This is a genomic window from Acinetobacter sp. MD2(2019), assembly GCF_035615615.1.
Classification (GTDB): Bacteria; Pseudomonadota; Gammaproteobacteria; order Pseudomonadales; family Moraxellaceae; genus Acinetobacter.
The window spans coordinates 57,507-69,719 of the sequence record NZ_VTDU01000013.1 but is presented as its reverse complement, the minus strand read 5'-3'; the positions used below and the strand labels follow the sequence as shown (position 1 = coordinate 69,719).

Sequence of the window (12,213 nt, the reverse complement as noted above, 5' to 3'; positions counted from 1 at the left end):
CACCTAAACAGGCCAAAGCAACGGCTAACATTTGAAATCTAGATAATTTTTCTTTGTAAAATAAACTTCCCACCAAAACCAATACCAACGGCAATAAAAAGTAGCCCAAAGACACCTGCATGCCGCGTCCATTCATGGGCGCCCATAAAAACAGCCAAAGTTGCACCCCCATCAGGGCACTGCTTATGATTAGAAGCAAGAAAAAAGCCAAATTATTTTTGAAGCGAAGATAAACTTCTTTAATCAGATGAATATCTTTGGTACACCACATAAATAGTGTTAAAAAGGGCAATAGCGAAATCATTCGCCAGCCAAAAACCTGTGTTCCATCAAAAACATTTAATAATTTGCTATAAAAATACAACAAGCCAAAAATTGTAGATGCCAATACAGAAAATACAATGCCTCTAACCATCTACAACCCCAAACCCATTTTATTTTAGTAAAACTTAACCGCTGTGACTTAAGCCAAATGCTCAGTCGCAGCTTTAGTGGCGATATCTTAACATTATTTTTGTATTTGCTTGGTGATAATCAAATCTTGAATGGAATACCCTAAATTCTGTGCAGTGTTCATATAATCATTAAAAGTCGCTTCGGAAATGGTGGGCTGACGCGACAACAGCCATAAATATTTGCGCGAAGGCTCACCAATCAATACGGTTTGATATTGATCATCCAGTTTTAAAACCCAATAATTGCCACGCGCAATAGGTATCCAACGGATTGCCTTCGGCAAAAAACTCACTTTCAATTTTGTATTTTCAGGTGGATTCACAACAAACGCTTCGCCAACGGCGCGGTGTATTTGATTATTTTCACCCTCACAGCGGTTTTCTACCGTGACATTGCCCTTTTCATTTAAGCCATAAGTTGCACGAATATTTTGTTTGCATTTATTTTCAAAGTACATTGGTTTACGTGCAATTTCATACCAGACACCCAAGTAGCGGTCTAATTGTAATTTAGGCACGGTTTGCATTGGTTTTTCGGCAGCTTGCAGACTCAGCGCGGACAAGCCAAGCGCAGCAGACAAGCAAAGTTGCATGATCTTTTTAGCGTAAAATCTGTTTTTATTTTCCATTTAATTTCTCCGTTTATTATTTTCACCAAGCAATCATTCAACCCAAACTGAGCAATCTTTTCAAAAAGTCATGCTCAGATTAAGTTTGAACTTGTGCCAATAATATGTACAGCACCGATATTAAAGATCGGTCTATCACGCATGTTAAAGCATTAAATACGATTTGAGTTTAAGCATTTCATCACGAATTTTTACAGCCTGTTCAAACTGTAACTCTTTAGACGCTTTTAACATTTCTTTTTCAAGTTTTGCCAAATGTTTCGCCATGAGTTTCGGATCTGCAATTAAATGCTGTTCATCGGCCGTAAGTGACTGAATTTGGTTTTCTAAACCTTGTTCAACAGCATCTTCGGTTAAAACCTCGCCCGTATCAATTTCTTTAATGACCTGACGCACAGCACTTCTTGGGGTAATTCCGTGCGCTTGGTTAAATTGAATCTGTTTTTCACGGCGGCGCGCGGTTTCGTCTATGGCTTTTTGCATAGAATCGGTAATCACATCGGCATATAAAATCGCTTTACCTTTTAAATTTCGTGCCGCACGTCCAATGGTCTGAATTAATGAACGCTCTGAACGTAAAAAGCCTTCTTTGTCGGCATCTAAGATAGCCACCAAAGAAACTTCAGGCATATCCAAACCTTCGCGCAATAAATTAATGCCAATCAAAACATCATGCACACCGGTACGTAGTTCATGAATAATTTTTACCCGCTCTACAGTGTCGATATCAGAATGTAAATAGGCGACTTTTACACCATATTCTTTCAAATAAGCGGTTAAGTCCTCTGCCATGCGTTTGGTTAACGTGGTGACCAACACCCGTTCATTCAAATCTTTGCGCAAATTAATTTCTGAAAGGACATCATCGACTTGGGTGAGTACTGGACGAACTTCTATTTCGGGGTCAATTAATCCCGTTGGACGAACCACTTGCTCGACAATTTGCTCCGATTTTTCTAGTTCGTATTTTGCAGGCGTTGCACTAACAAACAGGGTTGTTGGCACAATCCGCTCCCATTCCTCAAATTTCATCGGTCGATTATCTAAAGCACTTGGCAAGCGAAAACCATAATTGACCAAGTTTTCTTTGCGTGAACGGTCGCCTTTGTACATGGCGCCAATTTGCGGAACAGTAACATGTGATTCATCTAAAATAAGCAAAGCATCTTCTGGAATATAGTCAAATAATGTTGGAGGTGCTTCTCCAACCTGCCGACCAGATAAATGTCTTGAATAATTTTCGATGCCGTTGGTATAGCCCAATTGCTGCATCATTTCTAAATCATAACGTGTGCGCTGCTCAATGCGTTGCGCCTCCAATAATTTATCTTTGGCTTTAAAAAAGCTGATTTGGTCTTTTAATTCATCTTTAATGGTATCAATGGCGCGATATAAATTATCTTTTGGCGTTACATAATGACTTTTAGGATAGATGGTCACGCGCGGCACTTTGCGCAGCATTTTGCCTGTTAATGGGTCAAACCAACGAATAGAATCGACTTCATCATCAAATAATTCAATTCGAATCGCCTCACTGTCAGATTCGGCAGGAAAAATATCGATAATTTCCCCGCGAATACGATACGTCCCGCGCACAAAATCCAATTCATTACGGTTATATTGCATCTCGACTAAACGACGAATAATGTCGTCACGGCGGATGATATCGCCCTGCACAATATGTAGCAGCATTTGCATATACGCATTCGGATCGCCCAAACCGTAAATGGCTGAAACTGACGCAACAATAATGGCATCTCGGCGTTCTAATAACGCTCGTGTGGCAGACAAGCGCATTTGGTCGATATGATCATTAATCGCTGAATCTTTCTCAATAAACGTATCTGACGATGGCACATACGCTTCAGGCTGATAATAGTCGTAATAACTGACAAAATATTCAACCGCATTATTGGGAAAAAACGCTTTAAATTCGCCATAAAGCTGCGCAGCAAGGGTTTTATTGTGTGCCATCACAATGGTTGGGCGCTGTAACTGGGCAATTACATTTGCCATGGTATATGTTTTGCCAGAACCTGTTACCCCCAGCAACAATTGATTCTTCAGCCCACGCTTCACCCCTGAAACCAATTGTTCAATGGCTTGGGGTTGATCGCCAGCGGGTTGATAACTCGTTTTTAAATCAAAAGGTTGCTTATCCACACATTCCTCTCTGGGCTAATTTCATTTTCGCGCCAAACAATGTCACGCCAATATGTTCTATACATGCGGTGATTACACACAGAATTCAAGTATTTTTACTTGACCATAGGATAAATCAATAGCACCATAAAGTTGAGGATGCTCCACACCGTATGCTACAACCATATCATTCCTCGTGCTGCCACCAATAAACAAATACAATGGAAAAAATTGAACATGAATTATCAATATCATGATGAAAGTATTATAAAAACTTTAGCAGACAATACCGTTTTTGTTTTTGGCGGCAACTTAGCAGGCGACCACTCTGAAGGCGCGGCACGGATCGCGCAGCAATTTTTTGGCGCACTGGCGGGCGTTGGACGCGGTTGGTCTGGGCAAAGTTTTTCTATTCCAACGCTCAATGAGCATTTACAACCGATGCCTTTGGCACAAATTCAGCACTACATTGAAGACTTTAAGATTTATACCGAAAAACATCCACATACAACCTATTTTATTACCGCGTTGGGCTGCGGTCAGGCCGGTTATCAAACTTCAGATATTGCCCCCCTGTTTCGTGGCATTTCATCGAATGTGATTTTTCCTGAATCATTTAAACCGTATATTGAAAAAAATGCAGCAGCACTGTTTCCAAATTTAGACAGCAGCATGCTGCAACAAATTTTCACATCAAACGTTATTTTGGCGGATGATTATGCCAAAGCCTTAAAAACAACCAGCTTATCTTCTGCACAGCGCCACGTTGCTTTAAAAATTTTAGAAGATAATCCGTATCCCGAAGATCATTACGGTCGACGTCGCGACTATGAAATTGAAGATATTTTAAAACAAGTCAATATTTTATTTAATTTAACACCCCATAGCGATGCATGGTATTTATTTGGTGGCAGCGTATTGGCGCTGATGGAATTATATGAATTTAACGAGCAAGAATTTATTGCCGCATGGAAAGGTGAGCTTGAAATTAAACACCCAATAAAACGTAAGGTTCATCATTGAATTGGGCTTAAATGCGCCAAAAATAAAGTTTAAAAATTATACTCAAGCCGTATTTTATCTTTACTTTTTCTTGCATACAATAACACCAAAGGGTTTATTTTATTCATTGAAAAATAATTATTTATTGGATGTCACATGAACATGATCGATTCATCGGTGTTTGACCTTGCGCCCATTCCTATGTGGTTAGAAGATTTCAGTGAGGTCAAAGCCCTGTTCGATGAATGGCGCGCCCAAGGCATCACCGATTTGGTGACATTTCTACAAAATAATCCATCTAAAATTACCGAATCGTCACAACGCATTAAAGTTTTAAAAGTGAATCAAAAAACTTTAGAAGTTTTTCATGCCAAAGACCAAGCGCATTTATGCAGCAATTTACACTTAATTTTTAAAGAAGAAATGTTGCCATCTCACATTTATGAACTTGCAGCACTTTGGGAAGGTAAAACCGAATTTACTAGCACAAGTATTAACTACACCATCACGGGTCAATGCCTTGATGTGCAAGTGAGAGCCACCGTTTTACCCGGTTTTGAACACGATTTATCTCGTATTTTACTCACCACAGAAGACATTTCAGCCTATCAAAATGCCAGACGTTTAGAACAAAAAAATCGTCAGCTTGCACAGTCAATGTTTGTTTATTCGCCCACATCGTTATGGGTAGAAGATTTTAGCCGTGTTAAAGAACGTATTGACCAATTAAAAGCGCTGGGAATTGATGATTTTCGTACCTTTTTAGATGTTCATCACGACTTTATCGAACAATGCATTCAAGATATTGTAATTTTAGATGTAAATCAGGCCACATTAGATTTATTTAAGGCTGCGAATAAAGAAATCTTATTTAAAAATATGCACAAAGTCTTCACGAAAGAAATGAATCACACCTTTCGAGAACAACTGATTGAACTATGGAAAGGTAATATTCATCATCAGCGCGAAGCCATCAATTACGCCTTAGATGGCACCATTCGAAATGTCTTATTGCAATTTACGGTTTTCCCGGGTTATGAAGACAATTGGAAACTGGTACAAGTGGCATTAACCGACATTACTGCCCGTAAAAAAGCTGAAAATTATTTAGAATATTTAGGCAAACACGATGTACTGACCAAGCTTTTTAACCGCACTTTTTTTACAGAAGAAGTCAACCGGATTCAACGCAGTGCGCCTTCCTCAATTTCCTGTATTTATTTAGACCTCAATGGACTCAAAGCCATTAATGATGCTCTCGGCCACGACACCGGCGATGATATTTTACGCAGAATTGGTGTGATTTTAAATCAAGTGGTTTTAGACACGAAGTTTAGCGCGTCACGTATTGGCGGTGATGAGTTTGTTATCCTCATGCCAAACACCACTGAAGAAGATGTAGATGGTGTGTTACATACCATTTATGAATTGGTAAATATTGACAATCAATTCCACTCGCGACTGCCCATTAGCCTTTCGATTGGTTATGCCACCAGCACCGCGCACGAAACTTTAGAGCAAGCATTAAAACGCGCTGACGAACATATGTATTTATATAAACGAAATTATTATAAAGAAAATATTGAAGCCGATTTAAGACAATAAAAAACAGGCGATCCGCCTGTTTTTTACTAACGCTTACCCATCGAGCGACGCGTGCCACGAGGTGGCATCCACGTCCGATCTGCGTATTGCTCGGGTTTCGGGCGAACTTGGTTATGCACCGCGTCATTTGTGTCTTGTTCATCTTTCGCTGGCAAAGGAAACGGAAGTTTCACTTTTGTTTTCGAAGTATTCATACCATTAAATCTAAATTCAAACTCAGCCTTATTTTAAGACTTTTCTGCAACTTTGACGAGTTTTTTATCTCAAAGTCCATTTAAGCGTATTCATATTGCAAAATTTAGCCTGTACAGCCATAAATTCACGATTTTCATTCAATCTTTGAAAAGAAAATTAATCGAATTATCGGATGGCATGTTTGCAATTTTGCGTTAAGATAGAGCGATTTTGTTTTTTAATCCCTCACAAAAAAAGGAATACTGCCGTGGACGTACGTCTGTCAGATCGTGTGAATGCCATTAAACCGTCCCCTACACTTGCCGTAACCAATAAAGCTGCAGAACTTAAAGCTGCAGGTAAAAATGTTATTGGTCTAGGTGCAGGCGAACCTGATTTCGACACCCCGCAACACATCAAAGATGCAGCAATTGAAGCCATCAATAACGGCTTCACAAAATATACTGCTGTTGATGGTACGCCAGGCCTCAAAAAAGCAATTATTGCAAAGTTCAAACGTGACAATAATTTAGACTATCAAGCCAACCAAATTTTAGTGTCTTGTGGTGGCAAACAATCTTTCTTTAACTTGGCATTGGCTTTGTTAAATAAAGGTGATGAAGTAATTATCCCTGCACCATATTGGGTAAGTTATCCAGATATGGTGATTATTGCAGAAGGTACACCAGTTATTGTGAAATGTGGTGAAGAGCAACGCTTTAAAATCACACCTGCGCAATTAGACGCTGCAATTACAGAAAAAACCCGTTTAGTGGTACTGAACAGTCCATCTAACCCAACAGGGATGATCTACACCAAAGCAGAACTTGAAGCGTTGGCAGAAGTGCTACGCAAACATCCTCAAGTGTATATTGCTTCTGACGATATGTATGAACCAATTCGTTGGGATGATGAGTTCTACAACATTGCAACCATTGCGCCCGACCTTTACGATCGTACCATTGTATTAAATGGCGTATCTAAAGCCTATGCAATGACTGGTTGGCGTATTGGTTATGCGGCTGGCCCTGCAAAACTGATTGGTGCAATGAAAAAAATTCAATCACAATCAACCTCTAACCCAACTTCAATTTCGCAAGTTGCAGCAGAAGCTGCATTAAATGGCCCGCAAGATGTTTTAGAGCCAATGATTGAAGCATTCAAACGCCGTCATGACTTAGTGGTGAATGGCTTAAATGAGATTAATGGGATTTCATGTTTGGCAGCCGATGGCGCATTCTATGCTTATGCCAATATTCGCCCACTCATTCGCGCAAAAGGCTTAAAGTCTTGCACAGAGTTTTCTGAATGGTTACTTGAAGAAACTGGTGTTGCAGTCGTTCCTGGCGATGCTTTCGGCCTAGGTGGCTTTATGCGTATTTCTTACGCAACTGCTGACAGCGTATTGGTTGATGCATTGGCGCGTATTAAAAAAGCGGCCGATTCAATTGAAGGCGTTGATGCTGCAATTGCGTCTATTGAAGCTGAAAAAACGGCTTAATCAAACGTCAAATATAAAAAAACCTATCTTCGGATAGGTTTTTTTATGCAAAAATGATGGCTTATCAACTGTGTTTGGGACGCGTCAAAGCAATAAAGCTTAAATAATACAACCATGTTTGCTGTAAATTCACAGTAACAACAGCTTGTTCCCGTTCAGACCATGCCAATGCCATTGAATGTGGTTTTAAGCGATCCGATAAAAACGCGAAAAAATACAAGCGATGATCTTGGCTTGAACGCTGAGTCTGTTGCACAAGCTGTAATTTGTTTGCCGATGCCGCTTGAGCATCATTTTCTATCCACGCGCTTTTTGCAAACCATAACTGTAACAAATCACCTAAATAGATTTTTTGTTCACTCATCGCATCAAATTGAATTTTCGCGCCTTCCACCACTTGATAATATTGTGCTGGGTGTTCAAGAATGGCGACAAAGCGGCTTTGATAGCCCTCTAAATTAGAAAAAATATCTTGAATAGATAAGGTCGACACATCGATCTCCTGTTTAGCCATTTTGTGCTGGCAAGTTGGGTTAAATCCACACATGGAATAGCCTTGCTATTCCAAAATTTTTATATGCTTATTAATTTAAACCATTTTATTTTTTTATCACAAGTGTTTTTTTAAATAATCCTTTTTTGTTTAAATATAAAACACTCGCTGCAAAAAATACAAAATTTGCTTGACCCCTTTTTAAATCTCTTTATAATCGCCTACAGATTCTCCCATAGCTCAGTCGGTAGAGCGACGGACTGTTAATCCGCAGGTCCCTGGTTCGAGCCCAGGTGGGAGAGCCATATTTAAAGCCACTTTATTTAAAGTGGTTTTTTATTGCCTAAAAAACCACTATTAAATTTCTATTTTACAAAACTCCACATCAGTTCTCTTTTATTTTATATTTTGCTTATGTTTATATGTTCTAGTCCAAAAATTTGGATGCTACATCTTAAAATGAATATAGCAGGAATAAATATATGAAAAAATTACTCATCGCACTCAGCATTGCAACACCTTTTGTACTCATCGGCTGTAATAAAGAAAAAGCACCTGAAACTGGTGCCAGTACTGAACAGCATCTGGATAAAGCTGCAGAACAAGCCAAGCATGATATTAAAGATGCAGCAAGTGAAGCCACTGCAAAAGTTGATGCAGCCACAAAAGATGCGACTGCAAAAATTAATCACGCCACAGACCAGGCAACGGCAACTTCTAAAGATGCTATAAACCAAGCCACAGCAACGGCTAAAGATGCCACTGCAAAAACCGCTGAAGCTGTAGAACATACCGCAAAAGGCGTGAAAGAAGACCTTAAACACTAAAACAAAAAAGCTCCTTTTTAGGAGCTTTTTTATCATTTTCCGTACAGTATTATGCTGCTACAGGCACACCACTATGGAAACGGAACGTATCGTCAGGTGTTGAAATTAGTTTTGCTTCAACAGCCCGAATATGTTCAATGCGTTGCTGAATATCTTCTTCAGGATTTTTCATTTTTGCAGTACGAGCAACCTCTAATGCCAAAGCCAAATAATCTTCGAAGTGACGCGATTCAGATTTTAGCAAATAGCGATAATAGCGACCCAATTCTTCATCGACAATTGAAGAAAGCGCATGAAAACGCTCGCATGAACGTGCTTCAACAAAGGCACCAATAATTAATACATCAATCAGTGCTTCAGGTTCATAAGTTCGCACTTCTTTACGTAACTCACCGGCATAACGCCCTGCACTCACCGCCTTCCATTCTTGGCCACGCTTATTCATAAACTCAAGCACTTGCTCGTAATGCAGCATTTCTTCGCGAACCAATTGCGCGAGTTTCACCTGTAAATCGGTAAAAAAGCTGTAACGAAACATCAGATTCATGGCTGTGCCCGCAGCTTTTTTTTCACAATTGGCGTGATCTTGCATCAATAATTCTAAGTTATTCAGTGCTTCATCTAACCAAGCTTTAGGCGTTAAGCAACCTAAAAACGCGTTGACAGGTTGCATGAGCTCTTCATATTGAATCGTAGACATTTATTGACTCGCTTGCGCAATTGCATCTTTCATTTGTTTAACAGCTTCACTTAATCCAACAAAAACACTTTCGGCAATAATGGCATGGCCGATATTGAGTTCATGAATCTGTGGAATGGCGGCAATGGGTGCAACATTTTGCAAGTTCAAGCCATGGCCAGCATTTACAGTTAAACCTTTTTCAGCCGCATATGCTGTTGCGGCAATAATTCGCTGCAATTCAAATTGCTGTTGTTCTGGCGTATGTGCATCGGCATAAGCACCGGTGTGCAATTCAATGGTGGGTGCACCACACGCAATAGCTGCATCAATTTGCTTCAAATCGGCATCAATAAATAATGACACATCACAACCGATTGCCACCAAACTTTGCGTCGCTTGTTTAACTTTGTCTAATTGCCCAACCACATCTAATCCACCTTCTGTGGTCAATTCTTGGCGGCGCTCGGGCACAAAACAAACATGTTGCGGTTGAATTTCTTTGGCAAATGCCACCATTTCATCGGTCACGGCCAGCTCTAAATTCATTCGTGTCTTTAAAACAGGACGCATGCGTCGTACATCATCATCTTGAATATGGCGACGATCTTCACGCAAATGCAAGGTGATGCCCTCTGCACCCGATTCTTCACACAACAACGCAGCCTGAACTGGGTCAGGATACTGTGTTCCACGCGCTTGTCTTAAAGTGGCAACATGGTCAATATTTACACCAAGTAAAACAGCCATAGCATTGTTCCTATTTAGCCTTGAATGTGACGATGTTGCACCCATAATTGACGGCTTTTTAATGGTCGCTCGCCCAATAAAGATGTAATCATCTGTCGATAAAGTTTGGTTAAGCATTGTAACTGCTTTGAATTAAATTCCCCATCCTGAAGTTCATTTTGCATGCTTAAAATGAGTTCGCCACTTAAAGTTGCCGTTGTCATTTTAATTTCGGGCAAAAAACCTTCATTCATATGAAACTGATAATGCCGCTCGGATAAAATTGGATTTTGATGCGCATCTACTGCAAAGTCGATGGGATAACCTAAATCTTGCAATAAGGCATGTTCAAATTGTCTTAGAATTTGTTTTAAAAATTGCGATGGATTACTTTGATTAGACAAATGTTGTAATTGCGCCAAACAAATTGCGTATTGTTGAAAAGTTTGCGGCAAACTTTCTTCTAATGGGCATAAACGTAAAATAATTTCGTTCAGGTAAAAACCACAAAAAAAAGCATCCCCATGAAAAAAAATAGGCTGTTGCTGAATTTCTAGTTTACTAAAATTTTTAAGTTCTGATTTCCCAGATGCTTGAATCTGAATAGGTTGAAACTGCGGTGGCGGCGTTTGACGCAATATTCCATCTACCCGTCCATGTTCTTGGGTAAATAGATGCACAATATGACTTTTTTCACGATATTTACGATGATGGATTAAATACCCTTGCAAAAGCTCATTGCGCATATCAATTCTTAATCTTGTTTTTTGTCGTGGTCATCGCCATCGGGGGTGACCGCACGCACAACAGCAGCTGTGCCTTTCACCACCCCTTTGGTTGTTTTATAGGCCACCTTTACAGGAACAGTCACAATTTTGGTAATACAACCTTGCAGTAACACAAGGCAACCAAGCACAGCAATGCAACGAATTATGACTGTCATGTAATTTTCTCTTTTAGATGTCGCTATAACCTAGACTTTTCAGTGCGCGCTCATCATCAGACCAGCCGCCTTTCACTTTCACCCAAAGCGTAAGCATGATCTTTTGCTCGAACATTTTTTCCATGTCGACACGCGCATCCATACCAATTTTTTTCAGCTTTGCGCCTTTATCACCAATCACAATGGCTTTTTGCCCCGGACGATCGACAAAAATAGTGGCATCAATATAAGTACAGGCAGGTTTTAAGCGGCCAGTTTTTTCATTGACTATTGCATCTTCAGTTTTGAACGATTCAATTTGCACCGTTAAGTCATAAGGCAGCTCTTCACCCAACTGACGCATGATTTTTTCACGAATAATTTCACTGGCCAAGAAACGCTCTGAACGGTCTGTCACTTGGTCAAATGAATATAATGGCTGTGAAAATGGCAAATATTTTTCAATAACGTCACGTAAATGATCTAAATTTGCACCACGCAATGCCGAAACTGGCACAATCTCGGCAAAATTCATCAATTTTGCGCGTTCGCGAATGAGTGGCAATGCTTGATTTTTATTTTCAAAGGTATCTAGTTTATTGATCACCAAAATCACTGGCATATCGGCATTTTGTAACTTTTCCAAAACAAGCTCATCGTTCTGAGTCCATTTTTGTGCATCAACCACAAAAAGAACCAAGTTCACATCACGCAATGCTGAATGTGCAGCACGGTTCATCATTTTATTAATCGCACGCACTTCTTTTTTGTGCATACCCGGAGTATCCACATAAACGGCTTGCGACTTCTCGCGCGAATCAATACCAATAATTTTATGGCGTGTTGTTTGCGGCTTACGCGAAGTAATCGACAATTTTTGTCCCAACAAGTGGTTCATTAATGTCGATTTACCTACGTTTGGACGACCAACGATTGCAACAAATCCACTTTTAAAATCCGCTGGAATTATTGTACCTTGTGACTTAAAGAACGAATCAATTAAGTTTGGTTCTTCTGGGTTCACATTTTGATCATCATGCTGATCAGATGACATC

Annotated in this window: 14 protein-coding genes and 1 tRNA gene; 5 read left to right on the top strand and 10 right to left on the bottom strand. The window is 39.8% G+C overall.

The features are described from left to right. The 3 genes from I2F62_RS08715 to uvrB form a co-directional block, all read right to left on the bottom strand. Positions 1–415, bottom strand: a 415-nt coding sequence (locus I2F62_RS08715; RefSeq protein ID WP_324626623.1) for an EamA family transporter, incomplete at its 3' end; no start/stop codon positions are given. Between the two features lie 93 nt (positions 416–508). Further along, entirely contained in the window at positions 509–1,048 is a 540-nt protein-coding gene (locus tag I2F62_RS08710) for a lipocalin family protein (RefSeq protein ID WP_324626629.1), read from the bottom strand. Positions 1,049–1,228: 180 nt separating this feature from the next. Continuing rightward, a complete protein-coding gene (gene uvrB / locus I2F62_RS08705; RefSeq protein ID WP_324626622.1) occupies positions 1,229–3,247 on the bottom strand; it encodes an excinuclease ABC subunit UvrB in 2,019 nt (672 codons plus the stop codon). Positions 3,248–3,463: 216 nt separating this feature from the next. Between uvrB and I2F62_RS08700 the strand changes: the two genes are divergently transcribed. Further along, complete coding sequence (locus I2F62_RS08700; RefSeq protein ID WP_324626621.1) at positions 3,464–4,249, top strand: hypothetical protein; 786 nt, start codon at positions 3,464–3,466, stop codon at positions 4,247–4,249. A gap of 135 nt (positions 4,250–4,384) precedes the next feature. Further along, positions 4,385–5,833 carry a sensor domain-containing diguanylate cyclase gene (locus I2F62_RS08695; RefSeq protein WP_324626620.1) on the top strand — a complete coding sequence of 483 codons (1,449 nt, stop codon included), beginning with the start codon at positions 4,385–4,387 and terminating at the stop codon, positions 5,831–5,833. Positions 5,834–5,859: 26 nt separating this feature from the next. Here I2F62_RS08695 and I2F62_RS08690 read toward each other — a convergent pair whose 3' ends face one another. Next, complete coding sequence (locus I2F62_RS08690) at positions 5,860–6,027, bottom strand: hypothetical protein (RefSeq protein ID WP_324626619.1); 168 nt, start codon at positions 6,025–6,027, stop codon at positions 5,860–5,862. A 248-nt stretch (positions 6,028–6,275) separates the two neighbouring features. Here I2F62_RS08690 and I2F62_RS08685 point away from each other — a divergent pair, with 248 nt between their 5' ends. Next, positions 6,276–7,508, top strand: coding sequence for a pyridoxal phosphate-dependent aminotransferase (locus I2F62_RS08685; protein ID WP_324626618.1), 1,233 nt, complete (start codon positions 6,276–6,278; stop codon positions 7,506–7,508). Between the two features lie 64 nt (positions 7,509–7,572). Here the strand turns inward: I2F62_RS08685 and I2F62_RS08680 are convergent, their stop codons facing one another. After that, positions 7,573–8,001, bottom strand: a complete 429-nt coding sequence (locus tag I2F62_RS08680) for a hypothetical protein (RefSeq protein ID WP_324626617.1) — start codon at positions 7,999–8,001, stop codon at positions 7,573–7,575. Positions 8,002–8,230: 229 nt separating this feature from the next. Here I2F62_RS08680 and I2F62_RS08675 point away from each other — a divergent pair. Continuing rightward, a tRNA-Asn gene (locus tag I2F62_RS08675) sits at positions 8,231–8,306 on the top strand. Between the two features lie 177 nt (positions 8,307–8,483). Further along, the gene (locus I2F62_RS08670; RefSeq protein WP_324626616.1) at positions 8,484–8,828 is read left to right on the top strand and encodes a hypothetical protein; all 345 of its coding nucleotides are present in this window, start codon (positions 8,484–8,486) and stop codon (positions 8,826–8,828) included. A 49-nt stretch (positions 8,829–8,877) separates the two neighbouring features. Here I2F62_RS08670 and I2F62_RS08665 read toward each other — a convergent pair whose 3' ends face one another. Genes I2F62_RS08665 through era form a run of 5 tightly spaced genes read right to left on the bottom strand, consistent with a single transcriptional unit; the run spans position 8,878 to position 12,212 of the window. Continuing rightward, positions 8,878–9,528 carry a tRNA-(ms[2]io[6]A)-hydroxylase gene (locus tag I2F62_RS08665; RefSeq protein ID WP_324626615.1) on the bottom strand — a complete coding sequence of 217 codons (651 nt, stop codon included), beginning with the start codon at positions 9,526–9,528 and terminating at the stop codon, positions 8,878–8,880. Continuing rightward, positions 9,529–10,257: a pyridoxine 5'-phosphate synthase gene (gene pdxJ / locus I2F62_RS08660; protein ID WP_324626614.1), complete on the bottom strand. Its 729-nt coding sequence runs from the start codon at positions 10,255–10,257 to the stop codon at positions 9,529–9,531. It lies immediately after the preceding gene. A gap of 14 nt (positions 10,258–10,271) precedes the next feature. Beyond that, a complete protein-coding gene (recO, locus tag I2F62_RS08655) occupies positions 10,272–10,982 on the bottom strand; it encodes a DNA repair protein RecO (RefSeq protein ID WP_324626613.1) in 711 nt (236 codons plus the stop codon). An 8-nt stretch (positions 10,983–10,990) separates the two neighbouring features. Next, entirely contained in the window at positions 10,991–11,179 is a 189-nt protein-coding gene (locus tag I2F62_RS08650; protein WP_324626612.1) for an NF038104 family lipoprotein, read from the bottom strand. A 13-nt stretch (positions 11,180–11,192) separates the two neighbouring features. Beyond that, positions 11,193–12,212, bottom strand: a complete 1,020-nt coding sequence (gene era, locus I2F62_RS08645; protein WP_324626628.1) for a GTPase Era — start codon at positions 12,210–12,212, stop codon at positions 11,193–11,195. Position 12,213 lies beyond the last annotated feature (1 nt).

Bases quoted from the DNA above. Each gene is read 5' to 3' on its own strand.
- I2F62_RS08665 (WP_324626615.1), bottom strand. From the start codon at position 9,528: ATGTCTACGATTCAATATGAAGAGCTCATGCAACCTGTCAACGCGTTT.
- pdxJ (WP_324626614.1), bottom strand. From the start codon at position 10,257: ATGGCTGTTTTACTTGGTGTAAATATTGACCATGTTGCCACTTTAAGA.
- I2F62_RS08695 (WP_324626620.1), top strand. From the start codon at position 4,385: ATGAACATGATCGATTCATCGGTGTTTGACCTTGCGCCCATTCCTATG.
- recO (WP_324626613.1), bottom strand. From the start codon at position 10,982: ATGCGCAATGAGCTTTTGCAAGGGTATTTAATCCATCATCGTAAATAT.
- I2F62_RS08700 (WP_324626621.1), top strand. From the start codon at position 3,464: ATGAATTATCAATATCATGATGAAAGTATTATAAAAACTTTAGCAGAC.
- era (WP_324626628.1), bottom strand. From the start codon at position 12,212: ATGTCATCTGATCAGCATGATGATCAAAATGTGAACCCAGAAGAACCA.
- I2F62_RS08710 (WP_324626629.1), bottom strand. From the start codon at position 1,048: ATGCAACTTTGCTTGTCTGCTGCGCTTGGCTTGTCCGCGCTGAGTCTG.
- I2F62_RS08650 (WP_324626612.1), bottom strand. From the start codon at position 11,179: ATGACAGTCATAATTCGTTGCATTGCTGTGCTTGGTTGCCTTGTGTTA.
- I2F62_RS08670 (WP_324626616.1), top strand. From the start codon at position 8,484: ATGAAAAAATTACTCATCGCACTCAGCATTGCAACACCTTTTGTACTC.
- I2F62_RS08690 (WP_324626619.1), bottom strand. From the start codon at position 6,027: ATGAATACTTCGAAAACAAAAGTGAAACTTCCGTTTCCTTTGCCAGCG.